The following is a 20,792-nucleotide window of genomic DNA, read 5'->3' as shown; positions in this document are numbered from 1 at the left end:
GTTAGTACGAAACGTCTATATCAATCATTTTATGACGAATAGCTAAATGGGTAAGCTCAACATCACCACCTACATTTAACTTTTCAAACATACGGTAACGATAGCTATTTACTGTTTTAGAGCTTAAATTTAAGCGTTCAGCTATATTTTGTGCTTTTTCACCTTTGGTGATCATAAGCATAATTTGCAGTTCGCGCTCAGATAAACTCTGAAAAGGGTTTTCATCTGTGCGGCCTGTCACTTGTGCAAGCGCTATCTGCTGTGCAATTTCAGGTGCAATGTAACGCTGACCAGCATGAACACAACGAATGGCACGAACCATTTCGTCAGAGCCTGCACCTTTAGTTAAAAAGCCATGTGCACCAATTTGCATTACCTTGCTCGGAAACGGGTCTTCACAATTAACAGTAAGCACAATAATTTTTACATCTGGGCAGTAACGACAAATCTTTTTAGTCGCTTCTAATCCGCCCATGCCTGGCATATTCATATCCATTAATACTATGTTTGGCGCATGCTGACGACAAAACTGTACAGCCTCTTCGCCAGTTTTAGCTTCGCCAATTACTTTAAACCCTCGTACGTCATCAAGAATACGCTTGATTCCTGTTCGTACAAGTTCATGGTCATCAACTAAAAGTACATTAATCAATGGAACATCCTCACTTACCTAACAACATGCAATTTAATTAAATTAATTTGCCACAGTAACATACATAAAGCGAAACAATAATTAATATTATTGCCTCGCTCTAATAGTTTAAGATGACGATTTTTCGCTAAATCTGTCAACCCATAACGCAATGATACCATCACCCGTTACATTACACGCAGTACCAAAGCTATCTTGTGCTAAATAAAGTGCAATCATTAATGCAACAGCACCTTCATTAAACCCAAGCATGCTTGTTAATAAACCAAGCGCCGACATGACTGCACCACCTGGCGCACCCGGTGCTGCAATCATTACTACACCTAACATCATAATAAACGGTAGCATACCCATTAATGAAGGAACTTCCATGCTTGGCGATAAAAACATAACAGCCATTGCACAGGTTACTATAGTGATAGTTGAGCCAGATAAGTGAATAGTCGCGCAAAGTGGCACTGTAAAGTTAGCTACATCTTCTTTAACGTTATTTGCTTTACTTGATTGAAGCGATACTGGAATCGTTGCTGCACTTGACATAGTACCTAACGCTGTAAAGTAAGCTGGTAGCATATTTTTAACTAATTCGATTGGATTACGTTTTAACAATATACCTGTCGCTATATATAAAACGCTTAACCATAACCAATGCATAACAAGCGCTGCAATTAGTACTACACCAAATGTTTGCAACGTATCTACCACAGTGCCTGCCACCGTCATTTCGGCAAATACGCCAGCAATGTAAAATGGTAAAGCAGGGATAATTACTTTTGATAATAACCCGTCCACTACATCACGACCCTGATCAGACACCTTTTTAAGCGTATCAAGTTCTAGTTGGCTCATGCCTATACCAAATACAAAAGCAGTCACTAATGCGGTCATTACACCCATCAGAGGTGGAATTTCTAAATCAATAAAACTACCTATTTCAGTAGCAACTTCTGCTTCAAATGTTATGCCACCACTTAAAAAAGGGATAACAGCACTTACTAATAAAAATGCAAGCGTACCTGCAATAATGGTAGAGCTGTAAGCAAACCCTACTGTTTTACCAAGTAAGTGACCAGACCCTTTTGGTAGGCCAGCAATACCCGATGCAATAAAAAATAAAATGATAAGAGGGATGGTAAAGGAGATAATTTGACCAATCAGCTCTTTTACTGTAAATAAAAGTTCAACACCAGTTATAGGTACATATAGTCCGACTAAGATACCGGCCACAATACCGGCAATTAATTTTAAGATTAACTTCATTGTGATTGCTTAATTGAATTTAGATACGTGTTTTTATCATGTTTTAGACGCATTGTGTGATAAAACTATTCAAGTTACATTCATATGCACAAATAACGAACAAATACAGCTTGATCCAATGCTCTTTCGAACATTTTTTGACTAAACGAGTTTTTACTCTTTAAATTTCAAATTAAGCCCGCACCTATAATAACTAAAGCACCGTTAATAATTGATTTTTATTTCGGCTAGTTATAAGCCCAATAGATATATGTTATAGCCAAACTTTACTTTAGTTTTTTTAAACTCACAGTAAAGTGTATTTATATAGTTAGTAGCAAAGGCTATTAACACGTTGATCAGATTGCATCCAAAGGAACATTATGTCTACTATTTTTGAAGATAACTCACTAAGCATCGGTAATACACCGCTGGTAAAACTTAACCGTGTTACAGGTGGGAATGTATACGCTAAAGTTGAATCTCGTAATCCAAGCTTTAGTATCAAATGCCGCATTGGTGCATCGATGATTTGGGAAGCTGAAAAGTCAGGTCAGCTTGTTGAAGGTAAAGAACTTATAGAACCAACATCGGGGAACACCGGTATTGCACTTGCATTTGTTGCAGCAGCACGTGGTTACAAGTTAACGCTTACTATGCCAAACACCATGAGCCTAGAACGTCGCAAGCTATTAAAAGCATTAGGTGCGAATCTAGTACTTACCGACGGTGCTAAAGGTATGAATGGCGCAATTGAAAAAGCAAAAGAAATTCAAGCAACAGCACCTGATAAGTATATTTTATTACAACAATTCGAAAACCCTGCAAACCCAAAAATTCACTTTGAAACAACAGGCCCTGAAATTTACGATGCGCTTGACGGCAAAGTAGACTTTTTTGTAGCAGGTGTAGGTACTGGTGGTACTATTACAGGTGTTAGCCGCTACCTTAAAACAGAAAAAGGTTTAAACGTTAAGTCTATTGCTGTTGAGCCAACTAACTCTCCTGTTATTAGCCAAACGCTTGCCGGTGAAGAAATTAAACCTGGCCCTCATAAAATCCAAGGCATTGGTGCAGGCTTTATCCCTGGCAACTTAGATATGGACTTAATTGATGGTGCCGAGCTTGTATCTAACGAAGACGCAATTGCAATGGCGCATCAGTTAATGAAAAAAGAAGGTATTTTAGTCGGTATTTCGTCAGGTGCTGCGGTTGTTGCAGCTAAGCGAATTGCTGAAAAACCTGAAAACGCAGATAAAAATATTGTTGTTATCCTACCTAGTGCAACTGAGCGTTACTTATCAAGCCCAATGTTTGATGAAGAATTTAGTGAGCAAGAGTTAGTACAATAACCTCTAAAGCTAATAATAAATGAGGATGCCTATGCATCCTTTTTTATTAGCCTAACTTAATATAAGTAACTAATTCTTATCTTACTCTTTACATATTCATTTTTTAAACACACAATTTGCTTAATCTAAATAATAATAATGATGAAGGTAAGATGAAAAAATTAATAACTTTGATAGCTATAGTAACCAGTTTATTTATATTTGGTTGTGGTGATATTACAAAATCAGATAGTGCAACTCCAGGTGACACTGCCACAGCATATTTTGATGCGCTTTATAACCAACAGGACCTTCAAAAAGCCAGCACCATGGCAACACCGCACCTTACTCGTATAATGAAATCTTACGGTACTGCAAAGCAATTTTCGCGAAACTTAGTAAATATGCAATATGATGAAGTAATTATGGAAGTCGATAGGACAAACATGAGTGTTCGTGAGCAATACGGAGATAATGCTAAAATAAACCTTATTTTTACCGGCTATTTAAATGGCAATAAGGTAGATAATTTCCGTAGCGTTGAAATGGTCCGCAAAAAGGGGAAATGGTACATAGATAAAATAATCGCCGATCCCTACGCTCGTTAAAATAAATAAAACATAAATAGGCCTTACATTTGTAAGGCCTTTTTGATCACGCTTGAGTTAGTATTTAAAGTACTGCGCTACAGCTCACCTGGTTGAAAGTTATCAACTGCAATGGCTTTCTTTCGTAACTTATTAGCGTGATGCATTGCATCAGCATCCGTTTGCTCTAACAACTTATTCTCAAGTGCATAACTTATAGCGCCTTCAATATCAAGCGTTGCAGGCACACTGCCCTTACGCTGCCATTGTTTTAGATCTTTAAACTGCGCTTGCATATCATGCATAGCTAAAAATGCGCTTTCCATGACCCCTGTACCTGCATTTTCATCTACATAACATAAATGCGTTAAGCGGTTTCTAAATACACCCGGTTGAGTCATTCGCTCACAAATACTTTGTGCTATTTCATCACTTGGTCTGTGGTAATGATTTCCAAGCGGGAATACGATACGTTTAAGGGTAAAATCAACAACCGGATTTGAAAAGTTTTTAAAGAAGCCATTAAACGCTTGGCCAATTTCAAATAATGAGTTCTCAATAGCATATTTTACAAATGGTAAATCAGCTTGTTGGCGCCCTTCGTCTTCATAACGTTTTAAAACAGTTGATGCTAAGTACAAATGACTTAATACATCACCCAAACGTGCCGATATCATTTCTTTTCGTTTAAGCTCACCGCCAAGCATTAACATAGCCACGTCTGTGCAAATAGCTAAGCCTCGGCTCATTCTGCTCAGTTGCTTATAATAAACAGCCGTTTCACCACTTACAGGCGCTTTAGCAAAATAACTACGTGTTAAGCCGTGCACAAATGCCATGCCTGCATTACTTGCTGCAAATATTATATGGTTCATTAATAAACCATCAAATTGTTCAAGTGCTGCGTCGTCATCTTCCATTGCAGCGGCTTCCATTTCTTTTAAAACAAATGGATGACAGCGTGTTGCACCTTGGCCAAATATCATTAAGTTACGCGTTAAAATATTCGCGCCTTCAACCGTAATTGATACTGGAATACCCATATAGCCATGCGCCAAATAGTTATTAGGCCCTACTTGAATTCCTTTACCTGAATGAATATCCATTGCATCATTCATTACCGTACGACCCATTTCAGTCATATGGTATTTAGCAATCGCGGTTACAACCGACGGGCTTAATTTTAAATCAATCGCACCTGCGGTCATTAATCGGCACGACTCAAGTGTGTAAGTTAAACCACCAATACGTGCAAGTGCCTCTTGCACACCTTCAAACTGCCCTATAGATACACCAAACTGCTGGCGTACCATGGCGTATGCCGATGTCATTTTTGAAGCTAAATGCCCAGTTGCTGCACTCAATGCTGGTAGTGATATACCACGCCCTGCACTTAAACACTCAACAAGCATTCTCCAGCCACGCCCTGCACACTCTTGGCCACCAATGATCCAGTCCAGTGGTATAAATACATCTTTACCGTAAGTGGTACCATTCATGAAGGCCATATTAAGCGGATAATGACGCTCACCCGTTTCAACACCCGGATGGTCGGTTGGTATTAGAGCACATGTAATGCCTAGCTCTTTTTTATCACCTAATAAAGCGTCTGGATCATACATTTTAAATGCTAAGCCGAGTACAGTAGCCACGGGTGCAAGTGTAATGTAACGCTTTGACCAATTTAAACGCAGGCCCATTACTTGCTCACCATTGTGCTCACCCATACACACCACACCTGAATCAGGAATACTGCCAGCATCAGAGCCCGCCTCTGGTCCCGTTAATGCAAAACAAGGAACATCTGTACCATTAGCTAAACTTGGCAGCCAACGATCTTGCTGCTCTTTCGTACCATAGTGAAGAAGTAACTCGCCCGGACCTAAGCTATTAGGCACCATAACAGTGACTGCGGCTGTTAAGCTTTTAGTCGAAATTTTTGACACTATCGTTGAATTAGCAATTGCCGAGAACTCACGACCGCCAAATTTTTCAGGAATGATCAGCGCAAAAAAACCTTCTGTTTTTAGGTAATCCCACACTTCTTTTGGTAAGTCTTTGTCTTTTTGTACAATTTGATAATCATCAAGCATCGCCAATAAGGTTTCTACTTGGTTAGCCATAAATGCGTTTTCTTTATCGCTAAGCTCTGGCTTAGGAAAGCGGTGCAGTTTTTGCCAGTCTGGGTTACCACTAAATAACTCACCATCCCACCAAACATCACCTGCTTCCATCGCCTCTCGCTCTGTTTGCGATAATGGCGGAAGCACCTTTTTGAACATTTTAAACGTAGGACGACTAATCAAGTTTAGGCGAATATCTTTAACCGCAAAAATAACCACCACCACGACCAGCAATATTATAAATATTAACATGCGCACATTCCTTACACATTGAATGAAAATAGTAACTTAATTATGACCCATCTTAATTTAAATACAATCATTGCAAGATGACTAAAACGCCTCAATATTTTATTTTTAAATTAGGTACTGTTGATCACCTAGCTTTACTCTTTTTCGAGCTAATAAAAACTTAGCTTCGGCATCAAAATTACATAAATATGCATTATTAAAGGTAAGGTGCTGCTTTGCTCATAGCCCATTTTCACTATTCATTTTGCAGCAAACAACAAAAAGCCCGCTTAAATAAGCGGGCATTAAACTATATTTTTGTATTAATTAGAGAAGGTATATTCTCTAATTAAAACTGATAACGCATGTTAGCAAAGTAAGCATCGTTGTCAGAGTCATCAGCATTGTTACCGTAACCTACTTTTAAACCAAGGTTTTGGTTAAAGAAGTGTTGAGCACCAAAAGTATAAGCATCTTCTTTATCGTAAGAAGCAAATACTGATGTTGCCTTGCTGAAGTAGTAATTTGTTTCTAAGTTCCACTGATCGTCAGCTTCAGAGATACTTTCGAATGTACCTTCAACTGTTAAAAAGTTACCTTCTTGTAAATCAACAAAGTACTTAGCTGCTACTGAGCGGTAATCAAAATCATCATCAGACTCAACAGTTACACCAACATAGTCAGTACCATTAAGCATGTAATTATATGCTAAAGAGAATAACGCGTAGTCTTCGCCGTCATCATTTTCAACAAATTTTGCTTTTGCAAGTAAATCTGGGTTGAAAAAGTAACCAGCTGTAAACGCATAAGATTCATCATTTGAACCAAAGTCACTGTTTTCGTAAGAAGCACCAAGAACAACATCTTTATAAAAATATTCGCCGCCAACCGATGTTACATCGCTTGCGTCGTTATCTGTGTACGAACCAAAAACATTAGTTTGCTTATTGATGTACTCAAACTGGTCGTAAGGACCTAATGTCTTTTTAGGAGAGAAATAATAAGTAGAATCGATACTAAACTGGTCATCATTATTACTGTCTGTAAATTGGTAACCTAAATTACTTATTGAATTATAGCTGTCTGCAGCCATTGCAGTGCTTGCAGCGCTTGATAATAAAATGCTCGAAATGATAACGGCTAATTTTTTCATTCTTAATTCCCTGTGAATATTACTTTTATGCTTAAGCTGTCTAGCTAAAGTTGGGGCGCATCCTAACTTCAAAAAAATGAACAAAAACTGAATGAGAGGTCATATTGCGACCTAAGTGAAGTGATTTAATTGTAAATATTTGAATGTAAATGTAACTATAAAGTATCTCTTAAATATACTGAACAGTAGCATGTCACTACTTAAGTTAAAAAAGTAAAAAATACGGTATAAGTTGCCGCTAAATTGAATACAACTTAATTATTCGATAAACCTCATCAATATTATTTTATTTCACTATATTTTTTCTAATTTTTCAAAAAAATTACTCTTTTTTATTTATTATTTCTGAATTTATAGTAACAAACAGGTTTGTTTCAGTGCGTATTTTTATCTATTTCTTCATAATAACCATTATTTATCAGTAAAAGTAACCACATAAATTACTACTTTATAACTAAAAAATGACTTTGGTAACGATAAAGCTATTCGTCGCTGCGCAATTTATAACTCAAAATAAGCGGGGATAAGCTAAACGCCATGCTTGAAATGGGCTTGTCTCGTCCTTGGCAAGGAGCGCTTGAAACTGTAACAGGCAAACCGCAAACGGATGCAACAGCAATGCTTGATTACTCTGTACCATTACAAACATATTTAGATAAGCAAAACGAAGGCCGTAACTGCGGTTGGTGATAATGTATTTATATAAAAACGACAAAGCCCGCTAAATTTAGCGGGCTTTTTAATATTACTCTTGTATTAACTAAGTACAGGACTTAATTAAAACTGAAAACGCATGTTAGCAAAGTACGCATCGTTATCAGAATCATCAGCGTTGTTTTCGTAACCCACCTTTACACCAATATTTTTATTGATGAAGTGTTGAGCACCAAAGCTATAAGTATCTTGCTTGTTGTAGTTAGCAAATACAGATGTTGCTTTTGAGAAGTAGTAGTTAGTTTCTGCTACCCATTGGTTTTGGGCATCATCAATGCTTTCGTATTTACCTTCAAAAGTAAGGTAGTTACCTTGCTGTAAATCAATAAAGTATTTAGCAGCTACTGCACGGTAATCAAAATCGTCGTCTGATGTAAGTGTAACACCTACGTAATCTGTGCTGTTTAGCATGTAGTTGTAAGCTAAATCAAATAATGCAAAATCATCGCCGTCTTTGTTTTCAACTAGTGTTACTTTTGCAAGTAAATCTGGGTTGAAAAAGTAACCACCCGTCAGTTTATAAAGCTCACGGTTAGAGCCTGAATCTAGGTCTGTATTCTCGTAAGATGCGCCAACAACAAATTCATTAATGAAGTATTCACCACCAACTGATGTTAAATCGCCAAAATCGTCATCTGCGTAGCCACCATATACGTTAGTTTGTTTATTGATGTATTCAAACTGATCGTACGGACCTAAAGTTTTTTTAGGAGATAAGTAGTAAATAGAATCGACAGCAACGGTGTCGTTGTTATCGCTATTTTTATAGCTTAGGTTACTAATTGAATTATAGCTGTCTGCAGCAGCCGCAGTGCTAGATAATAAAATGCTCGAAATAATAACTGCTAATTTTTTCATTGTAAGACTTCCCTATGTACATTGCTTTTTATGCTCTAGCTGTATTGCTAAAGTCGAGGCACATGCTAACGTTAGGAAACTGAATGAAAACTTAACTAACCAGTTGTATTTATTAAGTTAATTGTAAGGAAGTGTTGTAAACTGTAAAATTAAAGTAGTTGCAACATCTAGTCAACAACTACTTAAAACATGTACCGTATTAAAGCGCGTGTTGGCTAATAATACGGTAAACATCGTTAATATTATCGCCAGACTTAAACTCTTTACTAATTGGTGTTGGATCTGAGCCAACCCATATTTTTAGCTCGGCATCTAAGTCAAAATGGCCTGCACTTTCTTTACTAAACTTGGTAATTTTAGAGTAAGCAATACTCACCATTTCCATTTTAGAGCCGGTCATACCTTGCTTATCAATTAAGATTAAGCGCTTATTAGTAAAAATAAACATATCACGTACTACTTTATATGCCTTTTCTACTTGTTCGCCGTCAATTAATGTATTGGCGAGTACTTTCTCTAAATCAGAATCGTCAACTTCGCTTGCATTACCCATAAGTCCGCTAAGTAAACCCATTATACTTTCTCCTGTTTAAATATTTGGTTCTCTAATGTATGTCCATTAACTAACTGCCTGTACTGCCAGTGTTGTTGATGACAAAAATTCAGTAGTGCAATATCAAGTGAATCGCTCGTTGGCTGATACTCAACAACATATTCTTTATGCTGGCTCATATACACGCGGCTCACCCCTGCAATTGCTTGAAGCTGTTGCTCAACATTTTGATAAGCTTCGCTTAGCATTAATGTATAAAAGTGTTTATCGGTATTATTTGTTTTTGTTTGATGTTCGCTTAGTACGCCTTTATCTAAATGAAGTACCTGTGAGCATAGTCGCTCAAGCTCAGTTAAATCGTGAGAGCTTAAAATAAATGTAGCCTGCTCACTTAATTCAGATACTAGCTCACGTACTTCTCTGGCATGAATCGGATCAAGCCCTGCGGTTGCTTCATCAAGCATTACAATTTGTGGTGCGCCAATAAGTGCTTGCGCTATCGTAACGCGCTTGCGCATACCGTGCGATAAATCCCCCGCACGCTGCTTTGCAATTTCTTTTAAGCCAACTAAATCAAGTACACGTAGCGCCTCAGTTTGGCTTTGCTTAGCACCCATACCTTGCAGTTTTGCATAAAAAGCGAGTTGCTTATCTATATTAAAACGAGGGTCAAGTTGTGCATCTTGTGGTAATGCACTTACTTTATTAAATAAAGCAGCGCTCCCTGGCTTATGCCCTAATATTTCAAGGCTGCCTTTACTTGGCGCTATATAGCCGCACAACAAACTAAATAAGGTGGTTTTACCCGCACCATTTGGCCCAACAAGCGCCACTGGCGCACCTTTATTAATCTCAAAGTCCACATTATTAAGCGCAAGTTTTGCACCATACGATTTACTCAAACCGCTGGCTGTAATTAATGGTCTCATAGTGAGCTCCTTGCAAAAATACGTTGAGCAACGCTTAGTAACACCGCAGTTTGCACAAGGGGAATAGCCACAGCGCTTAATAATGGTAAATTTTGCCCCGCTAATAACTCTATTTGCACACCCGGAAATAAATAATCAAGCAAGCCTAATGCGGGTATTTGCCATTGCAATATACCAACTACAATACCGCCTGCTGCAAAGTATAAAATTGCCAATACAATAGATAAACGCGATGAGCGAGCAAAGGTATTTATTAACGTCATAAGTGCTACAAATGGACATAAAGTAACAACCAATATTAAAAATATAGAAAGCGCACGAGCAAAACCACCAGCCAGTAAACTTGGATCTCTAAACCCTAGTACAGCAAGCGTGGCCACAAGCGTTATACCTACCAAACACGCTAATACCGCTAATTGCCCTAAAAAACGACCAAATAGTATTTCAAAGCGAGTGGAGCGCAGTGATAAAAACCTTAGTGTGCCGCGCTCTCTATCGCCTACCGTTTGGTCGCTACAAATAAACAAACCAAAAACGGGAAAGCTATACAGGGCTATTAACCAGTACATAGCAAATTCGGCCTCAGGCCAATCCAATAATTTACTTAAACCAATAGAACCTGATATATCACGGGCTATTTGCTCAAAATCGGGCGCACTTACAATGCCTACTGCCTGCCCTATTGGGTAGCGCAGTATTATTAGCCACACCAATGCAAAGGCAGCTAATGCAATAAGTCCACGTTTAGTTAAAAACATACGTACAAGCTCAAATCCCGCTATTTGCGTTAATCGCCCTACGTTTATCGGTAATGGTGTTGCCATTGACTATCCTTAATGACTTTTTATTTTCTGTGTATTTATCCACACTAAGTGTAAACACCTTGAATTACCAGCAAAAAAAAGCCCACCAATGGCGAGCTTTGTAACAATACGTTTAAATGTAACAGCATAAATTGCGATATAAATTATAAATGCTGCTTATAAACCTCAAGTGCTTGGCTTAAATCGCTAATTAAATCTTCAACATCTTCAAGGCCAATATGCAGGCGAATAACCGGCCCTAAATCCCAACCTGTATTTGAACGCAGCCCTTTCATAGTTAAATTAGCTGTTACTAAACTTTCAAAACCGCCCCACGAAAAGCCCATTTTAATATGCTCAAGGCTATCTAAAAATGCATCAATCGCTGTTTGATTGCCGGTTTTCATCACAAATGAAAACAACCCATTACTGCCATCAAAATCACGTTTAAAGAACTCATGCCCTGGGCAGCTTTCAAATGCAGGGTGTCGAATATGATCAACAAGCTCATGTTGCTCAAGCCATTTAGCTACTTCTATTGCTGCTTTTTCATGTTGATTTAAACGCACACCCATTGTACGCAGGCCTCTAAGTGCTAAATACGCATCATCGGCACTGGTACATTGCCCTAGTAAGTATGAGTTTTCGCGCAAGGTTGGCCAATACTTTTTATTAGCAACAGCCACCCCCATCATCACGTCTGAATGGCCAACAATATACTTTGTTGCAGCTTGAATACTAATATCAACACCGTGCTCTAACGGGCGATAATGCAAACCGTTGCCGTAGGTATTATCAAGTATGGTCATTACGTTGTGCCCATTGGCTACTTTTACCATAGCAGGCACATCTTGCACTTCCATCGTAATAGAACCTGGGGATTCTAAAAACAACACTTTGGTATTTGGCTGAATGTAGTCTTTAATACCTGCGCCAATGGTTGGCGGGTAGTAGGTTGTTGTAATGCCCAGTCCCACTAAAATTTTATCGCAAAAATCGCGAGTTGGTTCGTACACGTTATCAACCATTAAAATATGATCACCGGTTTTTAAAAACGATAAAAATACTTGGCTAATCGCCGCCGCGCCACAAGGGTATAGTGCACAGCCTTCGCCGCCTTCAAGTTCTGTAATCGCTTCTTGTAGTGCAAAGTGTGTTGTTGTGCCCCGGCGCCCATAAAATAACGTTTTATCACCACGGGTTTTAGCCGCTTCTTTTAAATCGGCTACAGTATCAAATACAATGGTAGATGCACGCTGTACAACGGGGTTTACTACGCCGTGTGTGTACGCTTTTTTGCGCCCTGATGATACCAGCTGAGTGTTTTTATTACTTTTACTCGACATTGTTAATCCTTAAGGGTTTGTGCGCCAATGCTCAATTAAATAACGAGAGATAGAGTCGGTTCTAGGCAGCTTTAAATGCTCGCCTTCTTCGTGCCAATTACCAAATTGCTCTAAGTCTTCACGGCTAAACCATTTTGCATCGTCTAGCTCTTCTTTATCTACATTAATTTCCTCAGATGTCGCCTGTGCAAAAAAACCAAGCATAATTGACGATGGGAACGGCCATGGCTGAGATGCAACATAACGTACATTTTCAACCTCTATGCCTGCCTCTTCTTTAACTTCACGCGCAACAGCTTGTTCCAGTGTCTCCCCTGGGTCTACAAATCCAGCAAGCGACGAATACATACCAGTGGGCCACGCAGCTTGGCGACCTAATAAACAGCGTTCTACTCCGTCAGCAAAGACTTTAGTAACCACCATAATTACCGCAGGATCGGTACGCGGGAATGTAGGATGCTTACAGTTTTCGTTTTCACACACTCTAGAATGCCCAGCTTCCACTGAACGGTTTTTACTACCACAGCGCCCACAAAAACGATGCGTGGCATGCCAATAACATAAACCTCTCGCAAGCGCCGCTATTGAGGCATATTTAATGGTTACTTGAGGCCCATATTGGCGAATATCAAAAAACTGAGCGCCCTCTATTAAAGGCGAAAGTACGCTTTCATCCAGATCCGATACATCCAATGCAAACACACCATGTTTAGCATTGTTTAAACCAACAAAAATAGCACTCGTTAAATCTAAATGTGCCACTTGTTGATACGTTAAATAGCTTACTTTAGGGGTATCTTTAATAAATAGGGTTTGATTATTTTTAACTAAAACCCATTTACTTTGCGCCGACATATGCGCTTTAAGCCACGATGGGTCTTTACGAAAATTTGAGCCTCTATCTAGTGGCATGTTGCTGTAATGAAGCATGTAAGTCCTTGGTAACTCGTTATGCTTTAAAATTACCATAATCATTTAGCAAACCCAATTGATTACAGTAATAAAAAAAGCCTATATAAGGCTTAATTCATCTATTACGGCTTTGTATTAAAATCTCTCATGTTGCAGGCACTTAGCTTGCACTTTTTTAACTATTTTTTGCTGTTAAAGCAGCAAAGTATTATCAATTAAATGAAATTGCTCTGCGCTTTGTTTTAATACCTCAGCAGTTAACCTGTCAGCACCGTATACATCGCACGGTACATTATATTGATTTTTTAAATGCCCAAGTAACAAAGCAAAGTCACCATCGCCAGAGAGCAAAATAACTTTATCAAGATTTTTACCCTGCTCTAACATGTCTATTGTTATGCCTACATCCCAATCGCCTTTAGCACTTCCATCACGACGTTGAATAAATGGCTTTAGCTTTACCTCAAAACCAATCGCACGCAAAATATTTTGAAACTGATTTTGCTTTTCATCTCCTCGATAAATAGCATACGCAAAAGCACACTCAATATTGTATTGCGCCTGCATTACCCGCCAAAACGCATTGTAGTCAAAGTTTTTTCCGTAACTCTCACGGCACGTGTAATAAATATTTTGCACATCAACAAAAATACCGACCCGTGGTTTAGTGCTTTGCTGCTCGTTTTGTAAAGTCATTTAGTGTCCTAGTGAGGATTAATAGCAATAAAAGTAACGTTATAAAATAAGTGTACCTTGCAATTTATATTTAAGTAACCTAAATTGGTTACATACCCTTATGTAACCAATATTGGTTACATATTAAAAAGTAACCATTTTGAGATTTTTATGATTGGTGTGATCAGCGGCGATATTATTAAATCGCAAACAATCCCTAAGCAGCAATACGATGCCATGCTTTACCAACTAGAGCAAAGTTTGCGAAACATTTCGGGGGAGCAAACCCTTTGGAATATATACCGAGGCGATGCCTTTCAGTTACAAGTTAATAATCCTGAGCTCCTTTTTAAAAATGCCATACTTGTATATTTACACCTTAAATCGTCAGGTTATGAACTACGACAAAGCTTGGCACTTGGGCAAATAGATAACCCACGCAGCGATATAAAAACAGCAACCGGTTCTGCTTTTACCCTTTCAGGTCAAGGCCTTGATAAAATAGGTAATCAACGCTTTGTTTTTAATATTAATGAGCAGCAGCTCGATGAAAGCTTAAACCTTAATTTAGCCTTTGCCGACGTATTACTCACTAAAATCACACAAAAACAAGCAAATGCCCTGTATGTCTATTTAACATCACCAGACAACAGCCACGCGGCACTGGCTAAAGAGCTTAAAACAAGTCGCGAAAACGTAACCAAACTACTCAATTTAGCGCACTACCAACTTATAGAGCGCTTTATTAAGTACACACAACACGCTATAAAAAATATAATTAAAGGAGGTGAATAATGACGTTTTCACTTTTACTGGTCGCGCTTATTATTGGCCACTTACTCGCTGATTTTTACTGGCAACCTATGAGTTGGGTAAACGACAGAAACACCCGTCACTTTAAAGCCAGTAAGCTTTATTTTCATGTACTAGTGCATGGTGTAACGAGTGCACTCATTATTACCGTGTGGGAATATACATTCGGGTGGCAGCAACTAAGCAGTGTTTTAATTGCCACGGCGAGCATTATGTTGAGCCATTACTTTATTGATATAGCTAAATCGTATTCTAATAAAGGCGTGGTGCCTTTTTTACTTGATCAAATAGCGCACATACTGGTTATTATTGCGCTCAGTATTTGGCTAACTGATAACAGTAGCTTTATGGCTGCAATTAATAATATGCTCACTGATCCCAAAATACTGTGGGTGGTATGCGGTTATTTAATTATTTTAAGTCCCAGCGCCGTATTTATAAGAATGATGTTAGAGCGTTTAACAAGTAACTTTTCAAGTACTGGTAGCTTACCACTTGCAGGGCAAAGCATAGGTATGCTTGAGCGCGTACTTATGCTGAGCTTTATATTGCTTGACCAATTTGCAGGGCTTGGCTTTTTACTTGCGGCAAAGTCGGTATTTAGGTTTGGTGATTTAAGTGCAAGCAAAGATAAAAAACTTACCGAGTACGTTATGCTCGGCACATTACTTAGCGTAAGTGTGACTTTATTTTTCGGCTTGGGTATTAACTATTTAATCAGGTAGGCAATACAGTAAGTACAAATTACAGACAATAAAAAACGCGCTACTTCTATTAAGAAGGGAGCGCGTTTTTTGTATCAACCTTTAATCAAGTTCTAAATTAATTAAACGCCAATATAATCATTAACAATGATTAATCGTTATTTGTGCGACGACGGCGTTGGCCATTACCGCCAACAGATTCACGCTTTGCCCATGGGTTTTGCGCGTTATCATCTGTTTTAGCTGCTGGCTTTTTAGAACCACCACGGCGTGGGCCGGTACCATTACCACCATTGGTCGGTTTTTTACTGTTAGGCTTGCTGCTATCAGATTTAGGCTTATTAAAAGGCTGCTTTTTCTTAGGCTTTTTAGACGGCAGTGGGCGAGCATCTAATGCGCGCTCTGCTACTGGGTTAATAGGCTCAAAACCGTCTTCTTCAGCACGTGGGATAAGCTCACCAATAAAGCGCTCAATACCGTATAAATCAACAGCATCTTCTGTTGTTACAAACGAAATCGCATGACCCGACGCACCAGCACGGCCTGTACGGCCAATACGGTGAACGTAATCTTCATATACGTTTGGTAAGTCGTAGTTAACAACATGCGGTAATTCAACAATGTCTAAACCACGTGCAACAATGTCTGTTGCTACTAGTACGCGTACTTCACCACTTTTAAAACCATCAAGTGCTTTAACACGTGCGCCTTGTGACTTATTACCATGGATAGCCGCGCCTACAATATCATCTCGCTCTAGTTGTTTAACTAAGCGGTTAGCACCGTGCTTTGTACGGCTAAACACTAACACTTGTTGCCAATCGTTAGTGCGAATCAAGTGGCTTAGCAATGCTGTTTTACGTGTTTTATCTACCGCATAAACACACTGAGTAACACTTTTTGCAGTGGTATTTTTTGCAGCAACTGAAATTTCAACAGGGTCATTAATTAACCCTTTTGCTAATGCACGAATTTCGTCAGAAAATGTAGCCGAAAACATCAAGTTTTGACGTTTAGCAGGCATTTTAGCAATTAAGCGTTTAATGTCGTGAATAAAGCCCATGTCTAACATGCGGTCAGCTTCATCGAGTACAAGCACTTCAACGCTATCAAATTTAACTGCATTTTGATTATGTAAGTCGATTAAACGACCCGGCGTTGCTACTAAAATATCAACACCTTTACGAAGACGCTGCATTTGTGGGTTAATTTTAACGCCACCGTAAACTACAAATGAGCTCACATCCGAATGCTTAGCGTACTCTTCAACGTTTTCGCTTACTTGCAAAGCAAGCTCACGTGTAGGCGTTAAAATAAGTGCACGTACGTGGTTACTTTTAGCTTTAGGGCCTGACGACAAACGCTCAATAAGTGGTAATGTAAAACCCGCTGTTTTACCTGTACCTGTTTGCGCTGCTGCCATAACATCACGGCGTTCAATAATTGCAGGAATTGCTTGAGCCTGAATCGGCGTTGGCGTTTCATAGCCCTTTTCTAAAACCGCATTAACCAAAGACTGTGATAAACCTAAACCTTCAAAACTCATATAAACTCTCTTTTAAATTAGGCTACGTTAGCCAGTTGCGCGCATTATACCTGTAGTAGCTAAGAATGCATGCCATTATTTACGTCGCGAGCAATTGAGCATAGCTTAATAAAATTAAACCTGTGCTCAAGTTGCTTAAAAATGCAAAAAACGGCCATAAGCCGTTTTATATTTATACTTAATTACTCTAAGTATAAGAGTTACTTAACACCTAATTCACGCAGGCGTTCTTGCAAGTAGCTATCTGCCGTGTAGCGCTCTGAAAGCACAACATCTGGATGCGGGTGTAAAAATAACGGTAGTGAAATACGCGATTTAGTAGATGCTTTACCCGTTGGGTTAATTACACGGTGAATTGTCGATGGGAAATACCCGCCCGACGCTTCTTGTAACATGTCGCCGATATTAATAATTAAGCTGCCAAAATCACATGGCACGTCTAACCAACCGCCATCTGTTTTTTGAACTTGTAAACCAGGCTCATTAGAAGCTGGTAATACAGTCAATAAGTTAATATCGCCATGGGCTGCTGCGCGAATAGCACCTGGCTCTTCATCACCCGTCATAGGCGGATAATGTAAAATACGTAACAATGTTTGCTCAGAATCGGCAATCATGTCTTTTAAATCAATCGAAAACTTAGCACGTACATCAGCCGGAGATTCAGCCTGAACCCAGCTTAACAACGTGCCCGCAAATTCACTTGCTAAACGGTAGTATTCACGTACATCAGCTTCAAGCTGGGCAGGAACGCGACCTTTAGGGTACACATGGAAGTACTCTTTAATATCTTTTATTGTAAAGCCTTTCGCTACTTCAGATACTGAAGGCGGAAAGTAACCGTCTTGAGTGTCTTTAGAGAATAAAAAGTCGTGCTTTTGCTCTGAGTTAAAAAAGTCTTGCCAATTTTTGTAAATAGACTCAACTAAAGACTGTGGGATTGGGTGGTTTTTTAAAACGCCAAATCCAGTATTTCTTAACGATTCAACAAATTGTGCAGCCGCATCGGGAGCTTTATAATCAACAGTAGGTAATTGCATTGTACGTTCCAGTGAATAGGTTGTGTGAAGTGAGTTGCTTTTAATAGTGCTAAATTACTTATATAAAGTAGCAAAGCCTTCATTATAGCGCTATGCGAGGATAGACAAATGACCTCAAAAAAATAAGGACATATGTCCGCAAAGCATAGTCACCGCCACTTGGCTTGATCAAGATCAACTTATAAAAAAACGTTGAATTTGCAAGGTTTAGTGCTTATATATGGTCTACTAGGGCGTGCTGACCTTTGGTAGGTGAATTTGTAGCAGACTGTTTGGTATTTAAGCAAGGCAGAGCCTGTGATGTGTGGTTGTTCCCCATAAATAGGCGATAACGCAGCATAAATGCCAAACATGCGCTACCCTTTGGGTTCTTTCTAGGGACGATTAACTCTTTGTTGCTCGGTTTTTACTTAGTCCACTAGGTTACAAACCTCGCGCCGCGATTAAATCGCCCCTAGATTGAACAAATTTCAATCCACAACGGTCAACACGCCCTAATATATTTTATTTGTGTAAATAAGGCTCCCCATGCGACAAAAAGTATCTTTTAAAAGCGGCGATTTAGAACTTGCCGGCCAACTTGAACTTCCCTCTGGTGACGTTAAGTTTTACGCGCTATTTGCACACTGCTTTACCTGCGGTAAAGACATTGCAGCAGCCACTCGTATTAGCCGAGCTTTAACACAACAAGGCATTGCCGTACTACGTTTCGACTTTACCGGTTTAGGTAATAGCGATGGCGACTTTGCTAACAGTAACTTTTCATCAAACATTCAAGATTTAGTATCTGCGGCAAATCATTTACGTGAGCATTTTGCGGCGCCGCAACTACTCATTGGCCACAGTTTAGGCGGGGCTGCCGTTCTTGCTGCTGCGGAGCATATTCCTGAAGTATCGGCTATTACAACCATTGGTGCACCGTCAGATGCGCAGCACGTAGCGCATAACTTTGAAGCACACCTTGATGAAATTAACGCAGCAGGTGAAGCTAAAGTAAACTTAGCCGGTCGTGAATTTACCATTAAAAAGCAATTTATTGACGATATAGCCAAGTACGATAAAAGCCACATAAGTAAACTTAAGCGCGCATTATTAGTAATGCACTCCCCTATTGATGCGACGGTAAATATTAGTGAAGCTGAAAAAATTTATGCATCAGCCAAGCATCCTAAAAGCTTTATTAGCCTAGATAACGCCGATCACCTTTTAACAAATAAAAACGATGCCGACTACGCAGCACAAATAATTGCAACGTGGGCAAACCGTTATGTTAAGTACGACAAAACTAAATACACGGCAAGTTTAACGGGTGGCAATGTACTCGTTGAAGAAAAAGACCATGTATTTACTCAGCACGTAAGTACAAAAGATCATACTTGGCTTGCAGATGAGCCAATAAAAGTAGGTGGTAAAAACTTAGGTCCTGATCCGTATCATCACTTATTAGCGGGGCTTGGTGCCTGTACGGCCATGACACTGCGTATGTACGCTACACGTAAAAACTTACCACTGGAGCATGTAAAAGTAGAGCTTGATCACACTCGCGATTACAACAAAGATTGCGACGATTGTGAGCAAACAGGTAACCTTGAAGCCATTACCCGTAAAATCACCTTACGTGGAGACTTAACTGAGCCACAGCGCCAGCGTTTACTCGAAATAGCCGACAAATGCCCAGTGCATAAAACACTGCATAACAACCCGGTTATTGTAAGTGAACTGGTAGAGTAACTACCATAAAATTAATATAGCGCAGGTAACACTGCGCTGTGATTTAACTTTTATAAACCTAATTTTTACTATCTAAAAATCCCTCTACTTCTTTACTCATTCTGTCCACCAGCCATTTTGGCCCGCCATCGTACATATCGTTATGGCGAGATTTTTCTATTAGTGTTTGTGTAACAGGAAACTTATCCAGCTCTGAATCGTTTAACAGCACATTCGCATCAGCTGGGTAATCACTACCGCGTAGAGTAAGTACGCGAATGTTTTTATTGCGCGGGATCAACATGCGGCGATGATCGAGCGTAATAATAGTGCTAACTTCGTTTGGATAAATAGAGCCATATAATGCGGAAATATCACCGCCATTAGAATGCCCAAATAAGGTGAGTTTTGTAAAGTCGTACGCTGGGTATTTACTCGATAGCTCATTAACTAAAAACTTAAGCGTTGCTACGCCACGATGCCAGTTTTCCATGCGAGTGGTTAAATAAGGCTGCTCACGATTAAGGTCAGGGTCGGTTTTTAATTTATGTGCAACGGCTACTGTTAAGTATCCACGCTGATTAAACACATTACTAGCAAACGTGTATTCGTTATGGCTAATCCCGTAGCCCGCATTAATAAACGCTACAGAGCATTTTACTTGAGCTGTACACTTAGCATTGTTACTTGGTAATGTAATATTGATAGGAATAGTGCGATTGCGGCTTTCATCAGTTATAACGCCATCGTTTGCATAGCTTGTTGCGCCTATTACTGATGTGCTTATAACTGATGTACTTAGAGCTAGAGCGCTTAATATAAAAAGCTTTTTAAGTGTTTTTTGCATATTTAAATTTATATAAATTATTGTTT

19 protein-coding genes and 1 pseudogene are annotated in these 20,792 nt (G+C 39.2%); 6 read left to right on the top strand and 14 right to left on the bottom strand.

The window, feature by feature from the left end; genetic code table 11:
• Window position 1: 1 nt before the first annotated feature.
• Window positions 2–652: a UvrY/SirA/GacA family response regulator transcription factor gene (gene uvrY / locus I6F40_RS08680; RefSeq protein ID WP_002963136.1), complete on the bottom strand. Its 651-nt coding sequence runs from the start codon at window positions 650–652 to the stop codon at window positions 2–4.
• 108 nt (window positions 653–760) lie between these two features.
• Window positions 761–1,912, bottom strand: a complete 1,152-nt coding sequence (locus I6F40_RS08675; RefSeq protein WP_007587010.1) for a dicarboxylate/amino acid:cation symporter — start codon at window positions 1,910–1,912, stop codon at window positions 761–763.
• Window positions 1,913–2,274: 362 nt separating this feature from the next.
• On the opposite strand from I6F40_RS08675, the gene cysK reads away from it, so the two are divergent.
• Both cysK and I6F40_RS08665 read left to right on the top strand, forming a co-directional pair.
• Window positions 2,275–3,243 carry a cysteine synthase A gene (gene cysK / locus I6F40_RS08670; protein ID WP_002963138.1) on the top strand — a complete coding sequence of 323 codons (969 nt, stop codon included), beginning with the start codon at window positions 2,275–2,277 and terminating at the stop codon, window positions 3,241–3,243.
• A gap of 152 nt (window positions 3,244–3,395) precedes the next feature.
• Entirely contained in the window at window positions 3,396–3,830 is a 435-nt protein-coding gene (locus I6F40_RS08665) for a hypothetical protein (RefSeq protein ID WP_166379003.1), read from the top strand.
• A 77-nt stretch (window positions 3,831–3,907) separates the two neighbouring features.
• On the opposite strand, the gene I6F40_RS08660 is transcribed toward I6F40_RS08665, so the two are convergent.
• Window positions 3,908–6,184 (bottom strand): acyl-CoA dehydrogenase, encoded by a 2,277-nt coding sequence (locus I6F40_RS08660; protein WP_166379001.1) that lies wholly within the window; start codon window positions 6,182–6,184, stop codon window positions 3,908–3,910.
• Window positions 6,185–6,512: 328 nt separating this feature from the next.
• Entirely contained in the window at window positions 6,513–7,316 is an 804-nt protein-coding gene (locus tag I6F40_RS08655) for a putative porin (RefSeq protein WP_166378999.1), read from the bottom strand.
• A gap of 469 nt (window positions 7,317–7,785) precedes the next feature.
• Here I6F40_RS08655 and I6F40_RS08650 point away from each other — a divergent pair.
• Window positions 7,786–8,006 (top strand): annotated as a pseudogene (locus tag I6F40_RS08650) (M2 family metallopeptidase); the annotation flags it as partial.
• 87 nt (window positions 8,007–8,093) lie between these two features.
• On the opposite strand, the gene I6F40_RS08645 reads toward I6F40_RS08650, so the two are convergent.
• The 7 genes from I6F40_RS08645 to I6F40_RS08615 form a co-directional block, all read right to left on the bottom strand.
• The gene (locus I6F40_RS08645; RefSeq protein WP_166378997.1) at window positions 8,094–8,888 is read right to left on the bottom strand and encodes a putative porin; all 795 of its coding nucleotides are present in this window, start codon (window positions 8,886–8,888) and stop codon (window positions 8,094–8,096) included.
• Window positions 8,889–9,087: 199 nt separating this feature from the next.
• Entirely contained in the window at window positions 9,088–9,462 is a 375-nt protein-coding gene (locus I6F40_RS08640; RefSeq protein WP_166378995.1) for a PH domain-containing protein, read from the bottom strand.
• Window positions 9,462–10,370, bottom strand: a complete 909-nt coding sequence (locus I6F40_RS08635; RefSeq protein ID WP_166378993.1) for an ABC transporter ATP-binding protein — start codon at window positions 10,368–10,370, stop codon at window positions 9,462–9,464. Before I6F40_RS08635 ends, I6F40_RS08640 begins: the two co-directional genes overlap by 1 nt.
• Complete coding sequence (locus tag I6F40_RS08630) at window positions 10,367–11,194, bottom strand: ABC transporter permease (protein WP_165740937.1); 828 nt, start codon at window positions 11,192–11,194, stop codon at window positions 10,367–10,369. Before I6F40_RS08630 ends, I6F40_RS08635 begins: the two co-directional genes overlap by 4 nt.
• A gap of 143 nt (window positions 11,195–11,337) precedes the next feature.
• Complete coding sequence (locus I6F40_RS08625; RefSeq protein ID WP_166378991.1) at window positions 11,338–12,519, bottom strand: cystathionine beta-lyase; 1,182 nt, start codon at window positions 12,517–12,519, stop codon at window positions 11,338–11,340.
• 9 nt (window positions 12,520–12,528) lie between these two features.
• Window positions 12,529–13,449: an NAD(+) diphosphatase gene (nudC, locus tag I6F40_RS08620; RefSeq protein ID WP_166379013.1), complete on the bottom strand. Its 921-nt coding sequence runs from the start codon at window positions 13,447–13,449 to the stop codon at window positions 12,529–12,531.
• Window positions 13,450–13,623: 174 nt separating this feature from the next.
• Complete coding sequence (locus tag I6F40_RS08615) at window positions 13,624–14,127, bottom strand: LabA-like NYN domain-containing protein (protein WP_010555312.1); 504 nt, start codon at window positions 14,125–14,127, stop codon at window positions 13,624–13,626.
• 150 nt (window positions 14,128–14,277) lie between these two features.
• On the opposite strand from I6F40_RS08615, the gene I6F40_RS08610 reads away from it, so the two are divergent.
• Together I6F40_RS08610 and I6F40_RS08605 are read left to right on the top strand one after the other, a co-directional pair.
• Window positions 14,278–14,901, top strand: coding sequence for a hypothetical protein (locus I6F40_RS08610; RefSeq protein WP_166378989.1), 624 nt, complete (start codon window positions 14,278–14,280; stop codon window positions 14,899–14,901).
• On the top strand, window positions 14,901–15,644 hold the full coding sequence (locus tag I6F40_RS08605) for a DUF3307 domain-containing protein (protein WP_166378987.1): 744 nt from the start codon (window positions 14,901–14,903) through the stop codon (window positions 15,642–15,644). Before I6F40_RS08610 ends, I6F40_RS08605 begins: the two co-directional genes overlap by 1 nt.
• 130 nt (window positions 15,645–15,774) lie before the next feature.
• Here I6F40_RS08605 and I6F40_RS08600 read toward each other — a convergent pair whose 3' ends face one another.
• The gene (locus I6F40_RS08600; RefSeq protein WP_166378985.1) at window positions 15,775–17,169 is read right to left on the bottom strand and encodes a DEAD/DEAH box helicase; all 1,395 of its coding nucleotides are present in this window, start codon (window positions 17,167–17,169) and stop codon (window positions 15,775–15,777) included.
• 200 nt (window positions 17,170–17,369) lie between these two features.
• On the bottom strand, window positions 17,370–18,209 hold the full coding sequence (locus tag I6F40_RS08595; protein ID WP_149605142.1) for an isopenicillin N synthase family dioxygenase: 840 nt from the start codon (window positions 18,207–18,209) through the stop codon (window positions 17,370–17,372).
• Window positions 18,210–18,737: 528 nt separating this feature from the next.
• Here I6F40_RS08595 and I6F40_RS08590 point away from each other — a divergent pair.
• Window positions 18,738–19,940, top strand: coding sequence for a bifunctional alpha/beta hydrolase/OsmC family protein (locus I6F40_RS08590; RefSeq protein WP_007586983.1), 1,203 nt, complete (start codon window positions 18,738–18,740; stop codon window positions 19,938–19,940).
• Window positions 19,941–19,998: 58 nt separating this feature from the next.
• Here the strand turns inward: I6F40_RS08590 and I6F40_RS08585 are convergent, their stop codons facing one another.
• Entirely contained in the window at window positions 19,999–20,766 is a 768-nt protein-coding gene (locus I6F40_RS08585; RefSeq protein WP_024591306.1) for an alpha/beta hydrolase, read from the bottom strand.
• Window positions 20,767–20,792 lie beyond the last annotated feature (26 nt).

This window comes from Pseudoalteromonas sp. SWXJ133 (assembly GCF_015864365.1).
Lineage (GTDB): Bacteria > Pseudomonadota > Gammaproteobacteria > Enterobacterales > Alteromonadaceae > Pseudoalteromonas > Pseudoalteromonas arctica.
Note: the sequence above shows the minus strand (reverse complement) of the source record. Positions and strands in the feature narration are given on the sequence as shown.